Annotated in this window: 20 protein-coding genes; 13 read left to right on the top strand and 7 right to left on the bottom strand. The window is 39.5% G+C overall.

Annotation, left to right across the window (positions count from 1 at the left end; all coding sequences use genetic code 11):
* Nucleotides 1–174 precede the first annotated feature (174 nt).
* Together B4G94_RS09130 and B4G94_RS09125 are read left to right on the top strand one after the other, a co-directional pair.
* On the top strand, nt 175–843 hold the full coding sequence (locus B4G94_RS09130) for a hypothetical protein (RefSeq protein ID WP_286858435.1): 669 nt from the start codon (nt 175–177) through the stop codon (nt 841–843).
* An 868-nt stretch (nt 844–1,711) separates the two neighbouring features.
* Nucleotides 1,712–2,347: an MgtC/SapB family protein gene (locus B4G94_RS09125; RefSeq protein ID WP_286858433.1), complete on the top strand. Its 636-nt coding sequence runs from the start codon at nt 1,712–1,714 to the stop codon at nt 2,345–2,347.
* A 327-nt stretch (nt 2,348–2,674) separates the two neighbouring features.
* Here B4G94_RS09125 and B4G94_RS09120 read toward each other — a convergent pair whose 3' ends face one another.
* Both B4G94_RS09120 and B4G94_RS09115 read right to left on the bottom strand, forming a co-directional pair.
* Nucleotides 2,675–2,992 (bottom strand): nuclear transport factor 2 family protein, encoded by a 318-nt coding sequence (locus tag B4G94_RS09120; protein WP_286858431.1) that lies wholly within the window; start codon nt 2,990–2,992, stop codon nt 2,675–2,677.
* A 23-nt stretch (nt 2,993–3,015) separates the two neighbouring features.
* Nucleotides 3,016–3,807 carry an SDR family oxidoreductase gene (locus B4G94_RS09115; RefSeq protein WP_286858429.1) on the bottom strand — a complete coding sequence of 264 codons (792 nt, stop codon included), beginning with the start codon at nt 3,805–3,807 and terminating at the stop codon, nt 3,016–3,018.
* A 128-nt stretch (nt 3,808–3,935) separates the two neighbouring features.
* On the opposite strand from B4G94_RS09115, the gene B4G94_RS09110 reads away from it, so the two are divergent.
* Complete coding sequence (locus tag B4G94_RS09110) at nt 3,936–4,295, top strand: winged helix-turn-helix transcriptional regulator (protein ID WP_286858428.1); 360 nt, start codon at nt 3,936–3,938, stop codon at nt 4,293–4,295.
* A 291-nt stretch (nt 4,296–4,586) separates the two neighbouring features.
* Here B4G94_RS09110 and B4G94_RS09105 read toward each other — a convergent pair whose 3' ends face one another.
* Nucleotides 4,587–5,219 carry a hypothetical protein gene (locus tag B4G94_RS09105; protein WP_286858427.1) on the bottom strand — a complete coding sequence of 211 codons (633 nt, stop codon included), beginning with the start codon at nt 5,217–5,219 and terminating at the stop codon, nt 4,587–4,589.
* Between the two features lie 258 nt (nt 5,220–5,477).
* Between B4G94_RS09105 and istA the strand changes: the two genes are divergently transcribed.
* Complete coding sequence (gene istA / locus B4G94_RS09100; protein ID WP_286858426.1) at nt 5,478–7,010, top strand: IS21 family transposase; 1,533 nt, start codon at nt 5,478–5,480, stop codon at nt 7,008–7,010.
* Nucleotides 7,011–7,042: 32 nt separating this feature from the next.
* On the top strand, nt 7,043–7,759 hold the full coding sequence (istB, locus tag B4G94_RS09095; RefSeq protein WP_286858425.1) for an IS21-like element helper ATPase IstB: 717 nt from the start codon (nt 7,043–7,045) through the stop codon (nt 7,757–7,759).
* A 422-nt stretch (nt 7,760–8,181) separates the two neighbouring features.
* Here istB and B4G94_RS09090 read toward each other — a convergent pair whose 3' ends face one another.
* Both B4G94_RS09090 and B4G94_RS09085 read right to left on the bottom strand, forming a co-directional pair.
* Nucleotides 8,182–9,048 carry a hypothetical protein gene (locus B4G94_RS09090; protein WP_286858423.1) on the bottom strand — a complete coding sequence of 289 codons (867 nt, stop codon included), beginning with the start codon at nt 9,046–9,048 and terminating at the stop codon, nt 8,182–8,184.
* A gap of 551 nt (nt 9,049–9,599) precedes the next feature.
* Nucleotides 9,600–9,815 carry a hypothetical protein gene (locus B4G94_RS09085; RefSeq protein WP_286858422.1) on the bottom strand — a complete coding sequence of 72 codons (216 nt, stop codon included), beginning with the start codon at nt 9,813–9,815 and terminating at the stop codon, nt 9,600–9,602.
* Nucleotides 9,816–10,505: 690 nt separating this feature from the next.
* On the opposite strand from B4G94_RS09085, the gene B4G94_RS09080 reads away from it, so the two are divergent.
* Nucleotides 10,506–11,921 carry an aldehyde dehydrogenase family protein gene (locus tag B4G94_RS09080; RefSeq protein ID WP_286858420.1) on the top strand — a complete coding sequence of 472 codons (1,416 nt, stop codon included), beginning with the start codon at nt 10,506–10,508 and terminating at the stop codon, nt 11,919–11,921.
* Between the two features lie 5 nt (nt 11,922–11,926).
* A complete protein-coding gene (locus tag B4G94_RS09075; protein ID WP_286858419.1) occupies nt 11,927–12,751 on the top strand; it encodes an AraC family transcriptional regulator in 825 nt (274 codons plus the stop codon).
* A 111-nt stretch (nt 12,752–12,862) separates the two neighbouring features.
* Here the strand turns inward: B4G94_RS09075 and B4G94_RS09070 are convergent, their stop codons facing one another.
* Nucleotides 12,863–13,210, bottom strand: coding sequence for a winged helix-turn-helix transcriptional regulator (locus tag B4G94_RS09070; protein WP_286858418.1), 348 nt, complete (start codon nt 13,208–13,210; stop codon nt 12,863–12,865).
* A gap of 89 nt (nt 13,211–13,299) precedes the next feature.
* Here B4G94_RS09070 and B4G94_RS09065 point away from each other — a divergent pair, with 89 nt between their 5' ends.
* Complete coding sequence (locus B4G94_RS09065) at nt 13,300–13,428, top strand: hypothetical protein (protein WP_286858417.1); 129 nt, start codon at nt 13,300–13,302, stop codon at nt 13,426–13,428.
* Between the two features lie 388 nt (nt 13,429–13,816).
* Here B4G94_RS09065 and B4G94_RS09060 read toward each other — a convergent pair whose 3' ends face one another.
* Entirely contained in the window at nt 13,817–14,563 is a 747-nt protein-coding gene (locus tag B4G94_RS09060; protein WP_108633909.1) for an SDR family oxidoreductase, read from the bottom strand.
* A gap of 102 nt (nt 14,564–14,665) precedes the next feature.
* Here B4G94_RS09060 and B4G94_RS09055 point away from each other — a divergent pair, with 102 nt between their 5' ends.
* From B4G94_RS09055 to B4G94_RS09035, 5 genes are all read left to right on the top strand, one after another.
* Nucleotides 14,666–15,004 carry a winged helix-turn-helix transcriptional regulator gene (locus B4G94_RS09055; protein ID WP_108633908.1) on the top strand — a complete coding sequence of 113 codons (339 nt, stop codon included), beginning with the start codon at nt 14,666–14,668 and terminating at the stop codon, nt 15,002–15,004.
* 313 nt (nt 15,005–15,317) lie between these two features.
* Nucleotides 15,318–15,716, top strand: a complete 399-nt coding sequence (locus tag B4G94_RS09050; protein ID WP_165307084.1) for a hypothetical protein — start codon at nt 15,318–15,320, stop codon at nt 15,714–15,716.
* A gap of 111 nt (nt 15,717–15,827) precedes the next feature.
* Nucleotides 15,828–17,210, top strand: a complete 1,383-nt coding sequence (locus tag B4G94_RS09045; RefSeq protein WP_286858415.1) for a TolC family protein — start codon at nt 15,828–15,830, stop codon at nt 17,208–17,210.
* A 12-nt stretch (nt 17,211–17,222) separates the two neighbouring features.
* Entirely contained in the window at nt 17,223–20,396 is a 3,174-nt protein-coding gene (locus B4G94_RS09040) for an efflux RND transporter permease subunit (RefSeq protein ID WP_286858414.1), read from the top strand.
* 1 nt (nt 20,397) lies between these two features.
* Nucleotides 20,398–21,519: an efflux RND transporter periplasmic adaptor subunit gene (locus B4G94_RS09035; protein ID WP_286858412.1), complete on the top strand. Its 1,122-nt coding sequence runs from the start codon at nt 20,398–20,400 to the stop codon at nt 21,517–21,519.
* Nucleotides 21,520–21,528: the final 9 nt, after the last annotated feature.

Here is a 21,528-nt window from a genome sequence, read left to right as displayed (position 1 = left end):
AATTATTACCTTAGTATGTTATGATTTTCTCTCTGGACATATATAGTGTCGTGGTGCGCCACAGCGTAAAATAACTGCAAACAAATAGAACTCCCGTTATAATGCTTAACTGCTTACGTGAGGAGGTACTTTGGTATAAACAGATCATTATGGATACAAAAGAGCGGAAATAACATGAAAGTAAAAGGTTTTTATACAGATACCAAAGAAAGCATTGAGAGGCATTTTAGTTTCCTCAAAGCTTTCGGTTTTTCAGCATTTGAAGAAAAACAATTGGCCTATGAATATCATTTTGAAACGAAAAACGATGTTGCTTTAATTGATATTTGGTTTGAAGCTAATTCTTCTACGCCAATTTGGATGACTGTAAATGGCTATTATGTGGATCACCTAGAACTTGAAAACTCAAAATTAAAGGCTTATAAAGTTGCACTAACAGAAAATTATAACAAACCATTTGAGCAATATCTGGAAACCAATCAAGCTATTTTCTTAAACCAAATTGCCGAGCAATACGCCATGAATGGGAAAGAAATCAACGATAGCTATTTAAACGAACTCAGTGAAATCATCAAAAGGCACATTACGGTATTAAGCGGAAATCTTGAAGTTTTAAAAGCGAATACCGAAATTGTACAAAAAGCATTTGAGGCAGAAAAAGCGACAGAACGAATAAAAAAAGGAATCTACACGCTTGAATATCAGTTTTTCAATACTAATGATTATGATGCTTACGAAGAATTTGATGATCTCAAGCAGCTTGAAATGTATTTGTCGGATCGGAAGGAAATTGAGAAATACAGAATTCTGGATTGTAATATGAACGAAATTAGCTTAAAGTAATGAACAACAATCTTCACCTTCTAAAAAATATTACTTAAGCTATTTCTGAAAATGATAGATAAAAGAGGTTAGAAGTTTTGAAAATTCTTGACAGGTATACATGCTACCTTGCAATATTCCGCAACAGCACAATATCTAAGTCAGTCAATAGTTGACAAATTTTACCGGCACTGTCCCTTCGTTTTTCTAAAAAAAAGAAGATTTTTATAGATACTACGATGTTCTTGAGCGACCATATCTTCCTTATGTTTATTTCGTTTGTCAGTTTGTATTTAGTAGATTGTATACATTGCGGGATTATGATTGAAACGGTCCTACGAACCGTTAGAAATGGAAAGAGATAAAAAGATAAACATTCCAAAATCCAAAAATTTTACCTTCAAAAAAAGAATTGCCAATCTTTTTCAATTCGGCAGTTGTTCTAAAACAAATAATTAAACGGCTTAATTTTTGTATTCTTTTTTACCAAAATATTAATCCTTTTTAAACATTAGATCATGGCAGATAGCAAATTCAAAAAAGTCAAATCCGACAGAAACTAAGTCAGCGGATCAGAAAATTTCGAAATCCACGATGCTTCACATTTACATTATGACTTTTGCCTCGAAATGGATAGTGTTATAAAAAGCCAGGCTTTGCCGAAAGGTCTTTTCCATGGACTCAAAAGTTAAAAGACTAACGGTGATGGTGGAAGATACTTTATATGATAAATCTAGTTTGCATCGAAATGAATCTCTGGAACAGTCCGGTCAAGAAGCCCGAACATCCTACATTTTGCATAATAGGCAATTGATAGATTTTCGAAATAATATTTTAAAAACGAGCAAGATGCTCCAATAACAACAAATAATTTTAGCGCATTTTACTAATGGATTTTACTGTAGAAATTAAGGATATGATCGCGATGGTTGTCTCAATATTATGTGGTGGGGCAATCGGTTTTGAGCGTGAATACAAAAATAAGTCTGCTGGTTTTCGTACAATAATTTTAATTTCACTCGGGTCGACCATTTTTACGATAGTCTCTCAGCATGGCGCACAGACAGACGACCGAATTTCGGCAAATATCATAACAGGGATTGGTTTTATTGGTGCGGGTGTCATTTTTAAAGATAAAATTTCAGTACATGGTTTGACAACTGCTGCGGTAATCTGGACTTCGGCGGCAATTGGAATGACAGCTGGGATAGGTTACCATGCCTTAGCACTTTGTCTGACACTTATTACACTTGGAGTTTTGTTAGTGGTTACCAGGGTAGAGCGAATAATTGCGCAGTTACAAAAGGAGCAGTTCTTGAGTGTAACTTTTCGTGATCCCAACTTCCATCAAATTGAAAATCTTGAAAGTGTTTTACAGGCAAAGGGGCTTATTTTAGAACGTATAGAAATTGCGAAAGACGACGATCATTTGATAGTAATATTTAAAGTATCTGGTAAAAAAGAGCTACTGGTAAAGATGAGTGAAACACTTGCCACGCGACCGGAAATCATCAGTTTTTCTTAAATGCTCTTAGTCTGGGTATACTGAAGCGTATTGACCCTTCAAAATTGAATTAGATTTAGGTTGATGGCTGGAAAACCAAAACGAATGAGTCAGATAATACAATTAATCAGATTGTACCAATGACGTTAACAGAATAAAAACCAGCGCGATTCCATACCGAAGAACTTCTTAAACAGGAAGATCCTCTGTTGGAAAAATCGTTCCATGCAGGGATTCCTGCTTACAAAGCAGACAAGTTTGAGTTCCTAAAAAGTCGTCTTGACTCTTAGGTGTAAACGCAAAAAGCTGAGGTTTATACTTCAGCTTAAACTAATTAGTACATCGCAGCTAAGTAGTTATTTTCAGGTACTTAATTTGGCCGTTAGACAACTTGAAATGATATTTTAAAGCAACGGGACTACCGGGAAATGTACCTGAAATCTCCGCTGATAAGATGTTTTCGCTTTCATTAAAATCTAATGGCGTCATAGTTGTCCTGTATTCTTTGTTGGCTATATTAATCCAGTTTTCAATTTCAATTTTTCCATTGTGTGTTTTTCCCTCATCAAATACTTTTGCATCTTCAGTAAAACAATTTGCGTAAGCCACACTGTCAAATTCGTTTTGCGCCTTCACTAGTTCGCGGATAACGATTGGTAAATTCATGTTTTCCATTATTTAGATGATTATTAAATGGTCGGTACTGTTCCACCGTCAATTACATATTCTGTTCCTGTGAGATAACTTGCTCTCGGGGAAACAAGGAAGCCAACAAGTTCAGCTACTTCTGCAGGTTCAGCAGGTCTACCGAAAGGAATTCCTCCCAATGCATCCATTACACCCTGTTGCGCTTCTTCTACGGTACTATTGGAGTTTCTTGCAATATCGCCCAACCAGGCCTCTGATGCAGTGGTATTTATCCAGCCGGGCGAAACCGTCAGTACACGAATGCCTTTAGGAGTAACTTCGTTTGATAAGCTTTTGCTATAGTTTCTCAATCCTGCTTTTGCCGCTGCGTAAGGTAACGTTGAATCATACAAAGGTAGTTTGCCCTGAATAGAAGCAATGTGGATGATCACTCCGTTTTCGCGTTCTATCATTTGCGGTAAAAAGCCCCTGTCCAGACGAATTGGAGCCAAAAGGTTAGCCTGTAGTGTAGATTCCCAATCCTCATCGCTGAGCACAGCGAACCCGCCTACAGGCGTAGAAGATCCACCAAGGTTGTTTATCAGGATATCTAGTCTGCCATAGCTCGAAAGCACTTCGCTCACCACTTTTTTTGCTCCCTCTGCTGTACTCAGATCGGAGGCAATGAAATGCAGATTGCTGTTTTCTAGTTCGGGTGCATTTCTGGCGGTAATGACAACTATTGCACCAGCCTGTAGCAGCCTTTCCGCAATAGCTCTTCCAGTACCTTTTGTACCTCCTGTTACCAAGGCAATCTTGTCTGATAACTCATTGTTGAAATTAAATTGTTCCATTTTTATGAATTGTTTATAGGACAAAATTGGGGTATAAAAACAGCCTGTACAAGTACGGAGTTACGATTCATATAGGGATAAATTTATCCCCTATTGTACAAATCGGAACATAACTTTAATTTTGAAATATGTATGAGAGAAAAATAACTCCGAATCTGAACTGCGGTCTTGACTTGATAGGTGAAGTGCTTTACGGCAAATGGAAAATACGACTGCTCTGGTTTATTGAACAAGGTCACAAAAGACCCAGTGAATTGCAGCGTAAAATACCGGATGCCTCTCGACGGGTACTGAACATCCAACTGAAAGAACTGGAGGATCATGAGCTTGTCATGAAGAAAATATATCCAGTCGTGCCACCAAAAGTAGAATATTCGCTCACAGATTTTGGGAAGAGTTTGATTCCGATAATTTCCGCATTGGGACACTGGGGTGATCAACACGAAGATAGACTGAGGAGAGTAATCTTAAAAAGAATTCCAAGATAAGTGGAAGGAAATATCGCCACAGCCATTTCACGAATGTACCCATTATGATGATGCGTCATTAGACTTAGTTCCTCAAAACCCGTCCATAACGATATAAAATTTAATCAAAAATTGGTGGCGGTCAGATAGCCCGACGATCGCAATGTTTCCAAGATGTGGTTTGCCTCAATTTTCTAAACAACTCTTTCTTTATGTGAATCCGTGTGGGAGTATTAAGGTTGAGATAAGAAGCAGCGGCTCTCTGGACCGGAAATTATTGCTGCCATGAGTTGCATATCAAAATACGAAGATCTAAAATTCTTTTTTGTATTTTGTTATTGCATAACCGTCAAATCTTATTAGTTCTAATTCTTCTTTTCCTTTTGGCACATTGTAATAAAAATTATAAAATTGAATAACCTTACCTCTAGGTGAATTCTTGGTTGTAAATTTCGAAGTTATCGCAGATTGTTTGATAATTTCCAAATTCTTTTTCACAAGAGTTGCCATTTTCCCGTTTCCATAAATTTTGACTTCACAACTATCTTTTGGTAACAATGAGAAAGTATTTGATAAAAGCGCTTTTCTTTCGTCCAACATCCATTCTTTTTTCATTCCTCGTAATTGTGCTACTTCAAATTCAGCATTTTGGATAATTTTCAAAACATTTTTACTGTTTTTATCGTTTAAATCCTCCTTAAGTTTAGCAAGAGCATTATAAAGTTTATCAAATAGTTCTTGTGAATTATTCAATTGAACCGAATTATTTAAGGAAGATAGTTCGACAGGAATTTTAGCATTAAAATTTATTATTTTCAGAAAGTAGCCATTCTGAATGTTTTCTGGCGTAATATCTTCATCAGATAACTCAAAATTTACTAAAATATTTTCTTCAGGAAAATCGGACTCGTTCGAAATAATAGATATTCCTTTAGTTGACTGCATAGACCGGAGCATGCTGACCCCTTGATTCCGGACTTGTTTAGGTATACCATGATGTTTTAAGCGCTGCTATCGCATGGCATTCCGTCAGATACTGACCCCTCTGTTGTTCAGAACGGCTATATATTCCGGGACATATTGACCCCTCTGATATTATTGGGACTTCATTATTCCGGAAGATATTGACCCCTTTCCGGGGTGCTGATTTTGGTTTTACTTTTGGGAAAATGATATTACCCAATGGCCGGAAAAACCAGACCCATGAGTCAGATAAAACAGATGATCAGGCTGCACCAGCAGGGCTATGCCATCAAAGCAATAGCCCGCAGCCTTAGTATAAGCAAGAATACCGTAAAGTCCTACCTCTACAAGATAGGTGAGGCAAAGTTGAACATGAGCGACCTTCTGGCTGTGGAAGATCCCGTGCTGGAAGGTCTGTTGCATTCAGGTAATCCGGCCTATCGCGACCCCAGGTTCGAGGATCTCAAAGAGCGTTTGCCACATCTGGAGAAAGAACTTAAAAGAGTTGGCGTAACGCGTAAACTGCTTTGGGAAGAATACAAAGTATCTTATGCCCAGGGGTATGGTTACTCCCAGTTCTGTTATCACTTTTCACAGCTTAGTGTTTCTGCCCGTTCGGGAACCATGGTAATGCAACATGAACCTGCAGACAAGCTTTATATCGACTTCTCCGGCAAGAAGTTGCATTATATTGATATCGAGACAGGTGAGCTTATTAATTGCGAGGTATTTGTCGCCTGTCTTCCTTATTCCAATTACTGTTATGCAAAAGCTGTTCGCAGCCAAACAATCCCTGATTTTATTGGAGCGCTGAATGATTGCCTGTGGTTCCTGGGCGGAGTTCCCAAGGCACTGGTGCCGGATAATCTAAAGTCGGCCGTAACCAAGAGTGACCGCTATGAACCTGATATCAACAGAAGTATGGAAGATCTGGCCAATCACTACGATACCGTTGTGGTTCCTGCCCGGGCCGGAAAGCCAAGAGACAAAAGTGCTGTTGAGAACCATGTCAAAATCATCTATACACAGGTGTTCGCCCGATTGCGCAACCGTAGGTTCTTTGACCTGGAATCGCTCAATGAAGCCATTACCTGCTGCGTAGACAAGCTCAACCAGACACGGATGCAGAACCGCAGTTACTGCCGTCAGGAACGCTTTATCAGCAGTGAAAAGCATCTATTGGGCAAACTTCCCGTGGATCGCTTTGAGCTGAAGCACTATGCTGAGCTTAAGGTCGCTGACAACGGTCATATCTACCTGGGCCGCGACCGTCATTCTTATAGTGTGCCCCATATCCACCGCAGAAAGAAAGCGCAGATCGTATACACCGATCGTATGGTCTACATCTTCGTACAGGGCAATCAGGTAGCTGTACATCAGCGCAGCAAGCGTCCAAACTCCTACACAACCAATCCAGAGCATCTAGAATCCAGCCATCGTGAATACATGGATATCAGTCCTGAAAAATATCGGAAGAAAGCTTCCGGGATATCCCATTCGTTCGAGCAGCTTATCCTAGCGATATTCAATCAAAAGGGACGTTATCCGGAACAGCTCTACCGCACCTGTGATGGACTGTTCCGCCTGCAGCGCACTTACCCCATAGCCATGTTCGATAAGGCCTGCAACATTGCTGTAGAAAACAGAATGTTCAGCTCCAGATCGATTGGAAATATGCTGGCCAGCGGTATGGCCGGATGGAATGAACCTCAAGAAAATGAAATGCCGATGCCCGGGCATAGCAATATCAGAGGTGCAGGCTATTATAGTTAAAAAGACCAGTAAATGATAAAATAGATATAAAAATGAACATTGAAAAACACCTAAGAATGCTTCGTCTGAATGGTATGGAGCAGCATTGGAAAGCGATGAAAGAGACACGTCAGCACGGCACATTGAGCTTTGAACAAGGCTTTGAAATGCTTTTACAGTCTGAAGTCGATGATCGTGACAGTAAACGCTATGACAGGCTGAAAAAGAATGCAGCATTCCGCTATCAGGCATCTATTGAAGAAATCAATATGGATGCTGCCCGAGGTATTGACCACTCGCTTATTACCGATCTTGCAACTGGAGGTTATATAGAAAAAGCCGAACCCATTATCATTACAGGGGCCGCTGGCTGTGGTAAATCTTTTATGGCCTCTGCTTTCGGATTGAAGGCTTGTGCACAGGGAAAAAGAGTGGCTTATTACAATCTGCAGAAGCTACTGCAACGTTCAAAAATGGCAAGATTGGAAGGTAGCCTACAAAAACTTATGGACAGACTGGCCAAAACGGATCTTCTTATCTTGGATGACTTCGGTATTGTAAGACTAGAACAACAGCAACGCCTGGATCTAATGGAGATCTTTGAGGATAGACACGGCAGAAAAGCGACCATCATAGCCAGTCAGCTACCCGTGGCAAGTTGGTATGATATAATCGGTGAGGATACCATTGCAGATGCAATACTAGATAGAATTGTCCATGTATCACACAGGATTGAACTTAAAGGAGAAAGTCTAAGAAAAAAAAGGTAATATTGTCAGGTCATTGGTAATGACAACCCTTGAACCAAAATCAGGGGGGCAGTATCCCCGGAATGGGGTCAACATCCCCGGAATATGCATCTTCACAATCGCCTTACGCTCCATAGGCTTGTATCTCAGATCTAAAATTATCTTCTCCCACTGAAACAAGCTAATGAGAAATTCATTAGTAACACTTTGTTGTCCTCTCTACCGAAGTAAAATTTCCAACCAAAATCGGTACGTGGATCTACGTCCCTATCAAGGTGTTTTTTTGATCTTTTCCATAATTTTTAACAATTGTCTATGAGAGAATTACATAGCAATAAACCTAGAAACTAAAATATCAGCAAAATAAATATCGGGGACAATCAATAATTGGGTTTCATGTGTAAAACTACTAACTATAAAGATTTAATCAATTTTCGACAATTTTATTCATAATATTCGATTTTTCTTTTTATTAAAAGTCCACCTTCAAATTCGTCTATAGGATTTCTTTCAATTATTTGTTTTTGTTCAATCCAATTCCCGTAATCATCGTATACATATGAATAGTGTGATATTTCAATTGTGGGACTTTTTTCGGATTTGGTTTTTTCTTCTTCTAAATCACCGTGTGAATTGTATTTATAACTTGTTGTTTCTTTAAAATAAGAGGATTCCAACGCTATGGGCTTATTTAAATTATCATACTTTATATTAACTATCCCTAATATATTGCCATCGAAATTTTCAGTCTTTTCTTGAATCATATTTTTATTGGAATCAAATATTTTAGTAAGAATAGAAGCTAACAAAAACTCCCTTTTTGTTCCGTCATATTCATAACGTTTTTCTGTTTCGCCATTTCCATTATAAAAATAATCAGTATACGCACTCAATTGGTTCAGATCTAACCGATTGTCTTTATACTGGTTTTCAATTTTCCTGGTCAATTGCATTTGTTCATTATAAGAGAACAAAATCTCCTCATATTTATCACCTGTAACGGAACCAATTCGTTCTATTTTGTAGAGTTTTCCTTTTTCATAGACATATGTTTCATTCAAATTTCGGTTAGTTTTACCCTTAGTTTTATCAAATTCTTCGATATATATTTTCGAAATGGTACCATCTACATTGTATTCTTTATACTCATCCAGACCTTTCTTGTCTAATCTGTTAATAGGTCGTCCATCTATTCCATGGTAGGTTATTTCTTCTGTTTTTATCTGAGGCTTAGTGTTCGGAGTGTTTTGTCCAAAAGCAAAAGTGCACAGTAAGAACATTATTGTAAAGACCGTTATTTTTTTTCTCATATAGTATTTTTTATGACCCCAATATGTAGACTCACTGAAGCTACACCAGCGTTCAATTAACCATTTTTACAATAGCACCGCTCACTTCTTGTACGGCCTATAATTTGACTCACCCTATGTGTATAAATATACGGCCGGTCTTTTTGGTATGAAAGACCGTTTTATAATTCGTTAAACTGTATTTATTATCCGCTATCATTTTCCAGTTATCTGTGAATAAAGGTTGCCAAAGCTTTACTATCCAATCTCGCGACCGTGGATAGTCCTTCGTAACCAGAACTGTTTGACCTCTAAAAGCTTCATGGGTGTGACTTTTACAAAAGTGATATTTTCAGTCTTTTTGAAGTTTGCCCGTATCAAAACTTCCAGTGATTTTAAAACGGATAGATTTGGGATTTCATTTTGTTGGTTATCCATCCAACAACTACTATTCCACTTTTTTTAGAGCTCGTTAAAAGCTGAATTGATATATTGTTTTAATAGATGCTGGTGCAGATATAAGATGAATATATTATGGGAATCCATTTTTTGCCATTATCTAATGATACACTTTATACAGAAATTCGCTCTCTATGAATATTATAAAGGTCAAATGCAGGATGTTTCCAAAACTTTTCTAACCCCAATTTGGAGATAACATCAATTTCAGCTGCATAAATCGGGTAAATACCTTTAATATAAATATTATACCCAGCACCAATATCAATATTTTCATAGTTACTTTTGTCTCTGAAAATGGAGGGAGCAAATACTAAAAAACCGTCCATTTCGGAATCGTTAGCAATCTTTTCCCCAAAATCAATAGGATTTCCATAAGAAAAAGGGCATTTCTCGCAAACTCCCGGAGGTATTCGTTCTATTCCATGGTAAAGTTATTGTAACACTACCACAAGCTCACAATAGCTAAGATGAGTTTTGATAATTACTTCTATATTTAATAGAGATTGTTATTTTAATTCATATTTTCACCTGATCAAAAACAATTGAAATCCAACGCTTCGAAATGGGATGATCTCATTTTTATTATATAACTATTATGTACAGGGCCATTAATGGCCTGATTGACTATGGTTTTGACTACATGAAGTTGCACTCGAAAGAAACACATTCACCGGAATCCAATGCAACTATAACTGTTTTTACCTTACAAAAAGGATTTCAACATATCATTAGACCAAGCAAAGCAGCATTGAATTCTATTGTAAAAACTGCTGTAGTTGAATTAGCAAAAAAATCAGAGTGATTTAATAAGCACGGTGCTTACAAAGAAGGAAATTATGACCAAAGCGGGATTGGACGAAAAACATTGGAAGGTCTCGATGAATGGTTAACCGGCGGATTGATGGGCTTCTCAACAAAGAAATCTGGGCTTTTTAACAAAGCTCCTAAAGAAGCATCGAAGTAATTTTGTGTTAGTAAATAACGATGCTCTTGAGCTAAGTTTAAAAAATAATAAAATGAAAATAATCAATCAGCATTATGTCAATGGACAATTTCGTCTCTCGACAGGTACAGAAAAGATGGATATAATAAATCCGTCGGATGGAAGCCTTATCGGCAAAGTTGTATTAGGCAATGAGCAAGATATGAATGCGGCAATAATTGCCGCCTCAGCAGCTTTACCATCCTTTTCACAAACAAGCAGGGAGCAGCGTATGGATTATCTGCAGCAATTACACGATGCGCTGATGGAGCGTCTAGACGACCTTCAGGAAGCGACTACAATAGAATACGGTGCAACAGTACAAAGGTCACGGTGGTCAAATCAGTATGCAGCAGAAACCTTCCTTTATTTTAAACACATCCTTAAAGATTTTTCCTTCGATCGCCGTATCGGTCAGTCCACAATTGCTATGGTGCCGATCGGCGTAACTGGAATCATGACTGCTTGGAATGCCAATTCCGGATCCATAAGTGTGAAGCTGGCGGCTGCGATCTCAGCTGGTTGCACAGTAGTGATCAAGCCCAGTGAAATGAGTGCGATACAATCCCAAGTGCTAGCTGAGTGCTTCGAGCGTGCAGCCCTTCCTGCCGGCGTAATTAATATGGTGCATGGTCGCGGAGATATTTTGGGTACAGTATTGTCTACCCATCCAGCTGTGTCCAAAATTCTGTTTACCGGTTCTACTGTCGTAGGTAAGATAATTGCACGTAATGCAGCGGACACAATGAAGCGCGTCACGCTGGAACTTAGCGGTAAATCACCCAATATCATTCTCGATGATGCTGATCTCAATACTGCGATACCCATGGCTGTAAATGCGGCCTTTATGAATAGTGGTCAGGCCTGTATTGCAGGCACCCGACTGCTAGTGCCGGAAGCTGTACTGCCAGAGGTGAAAGACATCTTGCTTAAAACGATGACCACACAAACTGTTGGTGATCCATCGGATGAACGTACGGTCATAGGTCCTATGGCCAGTCAGAAACAATTTGACCGTGTACAACATTACATCGGGCTAGGCATGAAAGAGGGTGCCGAACTTTTAGCAGGTGGACTGGGCAAGCCGGACGGATTACAGGAGGGATTTTATGTCAAACCCACTATATTTACAGGTGTAAGTAATGAGATGACTATTGCTCAAGAAGAAATTTTCGGACCGGTATTATCTGTTATTACCTACAAAACAGAAGAAGATGCCATTGCCATTGCCAACGATACCATATACGGACTGCAGGCCTATGTAAGTAGTTCAGACATGGAGCGGGCGCAGAAAGTTGCTGCACAGATCAATGCAGGCAGGGTTGCGATCAATACGATCTATCATGACGCGCTGGCACCCTTCGGCGGATTTAAACAATCCGGCTTAGGAAGAGAGGGCGGCATATATGGCCTCGAAGAACAATTAGAGCCAAAAGTAATTATAAGCTAATCACTATGGAATGCAAAAATGATATCTCCGAAAAAGCAAAAGATGCCGCTACAGGACCTAGAATAGTGTTGAATACCTATTCTGGCAATACGATCGAAGGAGAAGCTTTTTTAGCAGATCATGTCTTCAGTTATATCCTCCAGGGTAAACAGGATCTCTGGCTTGCCGATCAGAAGTATGCTTATCGGGAAGGAGACTTCCGGTTCTTCCGACGCAACCAGCTGACCAAATATGTAAAAAGTACCAGTGACGGAAGTTTCAGGTCCATAGCGGTGCATATTGATCAGTATACCTTAAAGGAAATGAGCGAACAGTACGGATTGAAAGCCGATGGCGTATTTAATCCGAATGCAACACTGCTGATACAGTCTAGTGCGCTGCTGAAAGGTTATATAGATTCCTTGGCTCCCTATCTGCAGCAGCAAACAGATGAACGCATTGTTACACTAAAGATCAGAGAACTTGTTTTGCTGCTTATTCAACATAATCCTGCATTTAAAAATATATTGTTTGATTTTAATGAGCCGGGTAAGATAGACATTGAAGCTTTTATGAACAGCCATTACAGGTATAATGTATCTATAGACCGCTTTGCTTTTCTTACCGGCCGCAGCCTTTCGGGTTTTAAACGCGATTTTGAGAAGCAGTTTCATACCAGCCCAGGCAGATGGCTATTGCAGAAGCGCCTGGATGCCGCGCGTTTCATGATCGAACAACGAAAAGAAAAACCATCCGATGTGTACTTGGATCTGGGGTTCGAGGATCTCTCCCATTTTTCCTTTGCTTACAAAAAGGCATTTGGATATGCACCAAATAAAAAACATTCCTAGCATAAAATCAATTAAAATGGACATACAAATAAAGGCAAATGTGTCTTGGTATCTGGATCTATTTCAGGATTAGGCAAAGTCATGGCTAATTGGAGGTTTAAAATAGAAACCTCATTTTGCTTTTATTTTATCTCTATGCTTTAGACCAAATTTAATTAAAACATTGACCACTTCCTCCGTTTCTATAGCATATGCGGTAAGCGCATAAGAGACGGGCACCGGCTTGGTGTCATTAACGGTTCTGCTAATCAGCAAATTGTCTTCTAATTCCTGAAGTTCTTTGGATAGAACTTTTGGGGATATTCCCTGAGCCATTTCTTGCAGATCTTTAAACCGCATTGTGCCGTGTTTCTGCAAATTGTGCAGGATACAAAATTTCCATTTACCACTGAGCAATTCAATGCCATCTTTTAATGCTAATATGGCTTCTTTATCAATATCACGTTTTTTACCGCTCATAGGATAGTTACTTTCCTAAAGGTAATGAATAGTAAATATATATTGAATATCCAATAGTTTTGTTGAACAGAAATTTTAAAAAAATCATTATGAAAGTAACAATAATCGCAAACATTTCGGCTAATGGAAGAATTTTGGTATCCGATAATCCGCATCATAAGTTGCCACCGGAAGCAATGGAATTTTATATACAATCTGTAAGACGGTTGGAAATGTAGTGATAGGATTGAAAACATTTGAAAATTTTCTAAATTTTCCAGATCAAGTAAAAGAACATTTTAATGGAATAGAAATCATCATATTGGCCGATAAATCTTATACGGCTGATGGCTACAAGACTGTATTCCACTGACACGGTTTGCGTTACAGTCTCTAGAATACTAGCAATGTCAAAGACTTTATTAAATCACATAAGTGACTAAAAGCAGATATATTGAAATGAGCTGGAAGTATTAGTGAGCTTTTTCAGTTTCATATTTTTCTTCTTTTCTCCAGAATGGTCACAAAATTCTATCGTATATATAGATAAATACAGTATTTTAAGAATATACGACGGCTAGAAGTTTTTAAACTTCCAGCAATCGCATCCAAAAAATAAAGCTCAAATTATAAAACCATTCCGCCGTCCATAAGGATTTCCGTTCCGGTCATGAAGCTTGCCACATTGTTATCTGACAAGTAAATAACAGCTTTGGCAACATCTTCCACAGTTCCCATTTTTTGTAAAGGGATTCCGCTGATTAACCATTCATCAAGACTTTCCAATGTTTTTTCGTCCAATCCCGCTTTGGTCATAATTTCCGTCTTTGTAGGCCCCGGACTTACCAAATTTACCCTGATTTTTCTTGGAGCTAATTCTGCAGCAGCGGTTTTTGCAATGGAATTCAATGCAGCTTTGCTTGCTTGGTAAATAGAGCTGTTTGGTTTAAAGGTTGTTGCAACGTTGGATGAAAGGAACACCACCGAACCACCGTCGTTCAAGAGGGGAATAAATTTGCTTAAAGTAAAATATGCTCCTCTGAAATTAATACTCATTACATTGTCAAAATTTTCGGCGCTCATATTTTCGATCGAACCTAAAGTTCCGGTGATTCCTGCATTAATAAACAAGATGTCAACTTTTCCAAATTGCTTTTCAACTTCAGTTTTGAAATTGTCAATGTCATCCAATTTCCCCTGATCCGCCACAAAAGAAATGGCACCTAACTCTTGCGCAGCCTTTTCAATGGCTTCTTTTCGCCTGCCGGTGATAATTACTTTTGCTCCTTCTGCGATTAACTCTTTGGCGGTTGCATATCCTATTCCGCTGTTTCCACCTGTTACGATGGCTAATTTGTTATTCAACTTATTCATTTCTTTGATTTTTTTACAAAGTTATATGGAAATGATATACTTTTGTTATCAGTATAACCAAGTATATCAGTATCATCAATTATATCATTTAATTTTACAATCATGGAAAGAGATCAGACAGAAGAACTTAGAGCTTTGCAGGACACCCTTTATTTCATTGGAGGTAAGTGGAGAATCCCTGTCATTAATTCGCTTTGCAACGGCAACCGACGTTTTCGCGAAATTGAAAGAAGTATCCCCGGAATTACCACTAGAATGCTTTCAAAAGAACTGAAAGATATGGAATTAAATAAGTTGGTTAAACGAACTGTTTATCCCGAAACTCCTGTTTTGATTGAATATGAACCCACTGAATATTGCAGGACTTTCGGGAATATTATTTCGGAAATGATTAACTGGGGTAGAGAGCATCGAAGAATGATTGTGGAGGATAAGATTTAGTATCATTTTATTTGTGTTACAATTGTGCAGCAGGAAAAAGCTGAATCATGAGCCTACTTTTGGTTAACTGAGCCGCAGTGCTTTTTATTTTTCAAATTTAGAATTTTTCCAAGCATATATTAAGGGTAATGGAGTACTCAGACCATTATGGAGATAATTGGTTTATTAAAAAACGGTGACCGCATTGTTATTGATATTGACAAACATATTCAACCTGTACTTCTATCGACACCATTTTTAATGGCAGTATTGTTACAGAATTAATGAATAGTCAGTTTGTTTTGTTCCATGAAGATGTATAAATTCGTAACTTATGGATCAAAAAAGAAAAAATAGCATGAATTTCATCGTAAGGAACTTACTTACTTTGGGGGCGGTTATTCTATTGTTTCTGTCATCCTGTCCCATCAAAATGGGGATTAAGACGCTTATGGGCCTTCCTCAAAAAGTTGAACAGGTTGCGGGTGCAAAAGGTTCTTTTATCGGAGCAAATCATGAAAGCTGCTCAAGCTCGATCATGACCGATGCTATAACCTTGGAAAAATCCGGTCTACACAGCGATAATATGCTTCCTGTAGCCATTCTAACTGCCTTTATCTTATTCATCTTTTGCACCTTTGGATCAAGAGATGAAATTTGTCCTCGGTACCGGAGGATTAAAATTATTGCCCCCCTTCCTATCTTTCTGCGCGACCGCAAACTGATCATTTAAAATTCGTAACAAATCTTAAGTACCTATTGGATTTTCCAATGGGCTGATTGCGTTTATTATTTTTTTCAGATTGATCGATTCATTCGGTCAAAATCCAACAATTATATTAGCATGATTAATTATCATCTGGTTGCGCTATTTACCGTTGCAGCCATTGGTCTTGCATTTTCCAGTTATGGACAGCCGAGACCCCAAACTTTGGGCAGCCTTTGGCCAAAGGTAGAAAGCACTTATTCAGGGCTTAAAGTAAAAAGCTCTGCTATCGAAGCCGCAGTGTACAATGCGCAAGCTGTAAAAACAAACCGTCTTCCACAAATAAAAGCACAGGCGCAAAATACTTTCGGAACATTTGAAGGTGCCGCAGGTGCCTTTTTTCCACAACCTGGATTTTTCAATGTTTCAGGAAATACTACTGGAACGTCTGGTTCTGCCGTTGCTGCCAATTCATTTGGCTCAGCGACAGTTGAATGGGAAATTTTTTCTTTTGGAAAACTGAAGAAAGAATATGAAGCTGCAAAAACAGTTACCGAAAGACGTATCAATGAGCAGGAAGCATACATTTTGACACTAAAAAAAACACTCGCTGAACGTTATGTTATCTTATTGTATGATCAGGCAAAACTCAACTGGAACAGTAAAAATGTTAGGCGGCTCAATGAAATTCGACAATTGACAACGGGTCTTTCCAAAGCTGGTATCCGCCCGGCAGTTGACAGCTTATTGGCACTTTCATCGTATAACCAGTCCCTTGGTGATAACGAACGTTTTGTAGGGCTCAAAAATGCATCATTGATCAAGCTGACGGAGTTAAGTGGCGATGCAGATCTTGATTATTCCTTATCTCTTTCGCACTTTAACCGACCAAGAAATTTGGGCAGAAACACGACCAACGCAATTGCTGATAGTCATCCACTCTTAGCAGGTCTAAAAAATGAGGCGGCTTACTATTCCTATAATAGCGAAATACAGAAAAAGGCTTCGTTCCCTTCCATACGTATACTAGGTGGGTATGCTGTCCGAGGTAGCGGAATCAATCCGTCTGGACAAGTATCTGCCCGCTGGAAAGATGGATTTTCTAATACCACCGGAAATTATCTCATCGGTATCGGTGCGGTATGGAATGTTACCAATCTCAAAACCAATAGCCTTAAAAGCCATGCCTATCTGCAAGATGCTCAAAGCACTCTTTATCAGCACCAACAGTATGAGTTGTCCATGCAGTCTGACCTTAGCGCAGTTTATACGAAGATTTCACAGCAATACAAACAGCTTGAAAAGACTTCCACAGCCATGGAACAAGCGGAGGATGCTTATGAAATGTATCTTGCCAGATATAGGAGCGGTTTAATCGCATTGAGTGAATTACTTCAGATCAGGCAGTTACTTGAAAGCGCCGAAAACAATCATATTGAAGCTGCTAAACAGTATTGGCTGTTGATCGCCTATGAATCTGCATTGACAACAGATTTTGAATATCTATTCAATAATTTATAATCCTTTAAAAGAATGAATATCATCAGATTTGCGTTGAGAAAGCCGATTTCGGTCATGGTGGCCGTGCTTGCTATTGTTTTCTTCTCGTATAGTACCATAAAAAAAATAAATGTGGATATATTTCCGCAGGTTGAACTTCCGGCAATGTACATCGCCATGCCCTATGGAGGCTTATCGCCGTCCTATATGGACGGGTTTATGGCCAACGAATTTCAAAAGGTATTGTTGTTTGTCAGTGGTGTCAAAAATATAGATTTTAAGAGCATTCAAGGGTTAACCATGATGAAACTGACTTTCTATCCGGGTACCAACATGTCTCAGGCAGCTGGGGAAGTTTCGGTCTCCGTTTCCAGAGCAATGGGTTTTCTCCCCCCCGGAGCAGTACCGCCAATTGTGGTCAGGTTTGACGGTAGTTCCCTACCCGTGGGACAATTGGTCTTTGAGAGTGATCAAAGATCAATTAACGAAATCCAGACCCTTGTCCTCACCAAAATCAGACCAGTGTTTGTGGAAATACCTGGCATCACTGCGCCAGCGCCGTTCGGCGGAAACGCAAGGTCGATTGTCGTGAATGTCAATCCTGAGCTTATGCAGGCAAATGGTTTGAGTCCAGAGGACATTACAGCGGCAATCACAAAGAACAGCCTGCCCTCGCCTGCCGGAAATATTCGTATCGGCGATGAAAATCTCATGGCTCCGATAAATTCAATCGCCAGGGGGCCGGAAGAATTTCTAAATACCCCAATCCGTTCTACAGATAGCAGAACACTATATATTCGGGACATTGCGACAGTAGAGGATGCTGCTGATCAAACAACAGGCTATGCGCTGGTCAATGGAAAAAGGTCAGTTTACCTTCCTATTATCAAAAAGGCGGATGCTTCTACACTTGAAGCTGTTAAAAACCTGAAAGAATCATTACCTAAACTTAAAAACCTGCTTCCTGAAGATGTCAAGATCAACTATGAATTTGACCAGTCAAAATACATTAAGCGGTCACTTTCCAACCTGATCCATGAGGGTATATTGGGGGCAGTGTTTACAGGACTGATGATCCTTCTATTTTTAGGTGATACTCGTGGAGCAATCATTGTTGTGCTGACTATACCAATTGCCATTCTCGCCGCCGTAATGGTACTGTATCTTTTTGGACAGACCATTAACATCATGACACTTAGCGGGCTAGCTCTATCCATCGGAATCTTAGTTGATGAAGCAACAGTAACCATAGAGAATATTCATCAACACATGGAAATGGGAAAGCACAAACCGCGCGCAATCTTGGATGCCTTATTAGAAATATCAATTCCCAAGCTTCTTATCTTACTGTGTATCCTTGCCGTACTGACACCTGCATTTATCATGACAGGTATACCCAAAGACATGTTTATGCCATTATCAATGGCGGTAGCTTTTGCCATGATTGCTTCATTTATTGCTTCGCAGACCTTAGTGCCTATTTTAGCCAATTGGATGATGAAGACTAAACACAATGTAGAGGCCGTTACACCGAAAAAAAGAGCCTTCTTTGAAAAATTCAGGGTCAATTATTCCTACAGAATGCGCAAATGGGCTCCACGCTCCCTTTTCCTATTTTCAATGTATATGCTCCTTTGTGGGGCTGTTATTGTTATCCTTCTACAAGTGGTGGGAACGGACGTGATGCCTGTTTCCAACAGTGGAGATTTCCAGATCCGAATCCAGGCGCCGCAAGGCAGCCGTTTAGAAAAGACTGAAAAAATCGTCAAACAGATAACGGCAGAAATAGGTAAAGAAATACCAGAAAACGGTATTACCATATCCTCTGCGTTTGTAGGCCCCCAACCTGCCGGTTCTCCCATCAACCCGATTTTTCTGTTTACCAATTCTTCACATGAAGCTGTTTTACAGATTTCCATAGATCAGAAACTATACGGAGGATCAATCGAACTGTTGAAGGAAAAAATCAGGAAGAGAATCCAAACAAAACATCCAGAGGTAGCTTTTAACTTTGAACCTATGGAGCTGACTGAGAAAATCATGGGACAGGGAGCCATGACACCAATAGAGGTAAAAGTAGGCGCTCCACAGCTTAAAGGTGCTTTTCAATTTGCTTCAAAGATTGAAGATAATCTCAAGCAGATCCCCTATCTACGTGATGTACGTATTACCGAACCAACAGCTTACCCAACTTTGGAAATCGAAGTAAATCGTGACCTTGCAGGACAGTTTGGTTTAACTATACAGGACATTACACGAAGTCTTGTTGTGGCGACTTCCTCAACTCGCTTTACGGACAAAAATCTTTGGGTAGATCCCAATTCTGGTCTCGTCTTCCAGATTCAAGTGCAAATTCCTGAAGCAGTCGTATCGTCAGAAGAATTTTTAAGATCCTTACCGTTAAAAAAAGGAAATACAAGACCGATCCTTGAAGATGTTGCAACCTTAAAAAGAGTTACAGTGCCTGCACAGGTCAATCGTAAAGGCCCAAACCGCTATGTTACCGTTGTAGCTAATTTGTACGGTAAAGATCTAGGAACTGCATCCAAAGCCGTCAGCAAAGCCATTACAGATGCTGGAACTCCACCACGTGGGATTAGTATATGGACTGAAGGAACACTGCAGCTACTGAGTGAAACACGGGGAAGTCTTCTAATTGGACTGGCAGTAGCCATCGTAGTTATTTTTTTGATGCTTTCAGCTTACTATCAATCGTTCAAAGTGCCGCTTATTATCTTATCAGTATTGCCTGCTGTAATCGCCGGAAGTCTTATCGTTCTTTATATGACCAATAGTACATTGAACCTGCAGTCGTATATGGGGGTAATTATGTCCATTGGCGTATCGGTATCCAATGCCGTTTTACTTGTAAATCAGGCTGAATTTTACCGTAAAGGGCTCCTCCTCAAGCCGGCAAATGCCGCGAGGCTCGCAGCTTCCTCAAGATTGAGACCTGTCCTGATGACTGCTGCCGCCATGCTTGCAGGAATGCTACCAATGGCTATTGGTCTTGGAGATGGTGCAGAGCAGGTTGCACCCCTCGGGAGAGCCGTTATCGGAGGGCTGATAGCCTCTACGGCAACCATTTTGCTACTTATTCCGCATTTTTTCTCCTCACTTCTTTCGCGTACAAAAATACACAGTCCATCACTCGATCCCGATGATGAGGAAAGTCAATACTATAGTCCTATAAACTCCCCTAATTAAAATGAAAAATAAAAAAGTAAATAACTCGCTTACAATAAAACTATCACTATCGTTAGTAACAATCGTACTCTTTTCCTACTGCGGGCAAGGGGAACAAACTCCAGCTAATACTAAAAATAGCATACAATATGATCAGGCTTTACCGAAAACTGTTGCGATAAAAATTGATAATCCTGAATATCAGATCTCTGTTCCTGCAGAACTGCGTCCTTATGAACAAGTAGCGCTCTATGCCAAAGTCACCGGTTTTGTGCAAAGATTGTTCGTAGACCGAGGTTCATTTGTAAAGAAAGGACAGCTACTCGCGGTATTAGAAGCGCCGGAAATGGATCAACGCTTAAATGCTGATCGTTCTTCGGAACAGAGGTTATACAGTGACTATCTTTTTGCCAAGCAATCTTTTGATCGGCTCAAGGAAGCTTCCCGTACTGAAGGAGCGGTTGCCGACATTGAGCTTGAGAGAAGCAAAAACGCAATGGAAAGCTCATTAGCCGCTTATAATGCATCGAAAGCTGGCACTGCTGGCACATCACAATTACGGCAGTACCTAAATATCAGAGCTCCTTTTGATGGTGTCATTACGGACAGAAACGTTTCTGTTGGTGCATTGGTAGGCACCACTACCAATGTTCCACTATTCATGATCGCACAGGGTAACCGTCTTAGGCTAACACTCTCACTCCCTGAAAAACATGCGGCATCCATACATCAGGATATGCCTGCGACTTTTACTGTAAGCTCTAGACCCGGAGAAACATTTAGCACAAAACTTTCCCGATCTGCATCATTATTGGATCAACGGGATCGTTCGCTTAAAATAGAGTTTGATGTACCCAATAGTCAAAATAGATTACAGGGCGGCGACTATGCACAGGTAAAACTTCGCTTGAAAAGGACAAACCCTACCTTTTGGGTACCAGAGAAAAGTGTCATCAATTCACAATCTGGAACATTCCTGTTCATACTAAATCAGGGTAAAATAAAGAAAGTCGCTGTCAAAGAAGGAATTCGTGTAAATAGCTTAACAGAAGTATTCGGTCAGCTGAAACAAGAAGATATGGTTTTACTCAATCCTTCGGAAGAAACCAAAGAAGGCAAAGTAAATACAGCTAACAACATTTAATTTTTATAG

The sequence above is a fragment of the Sphingobacterium sp. UBA7625 genome (assembly GCF_002484085.1).
GTDB classification, from domain to species: Bacteria; Bacteroidota; Bacteroidia; order Sphingobacteriales; family Sphingobacteriaceae; genus Sphingobacterium; species Sphingobacterium athyrii.
The sequence above is the reverse complement of the archived record's forward strand: the minus strand, read 5'-3'. Positions and strand labels throughout refer to the sequence as shown.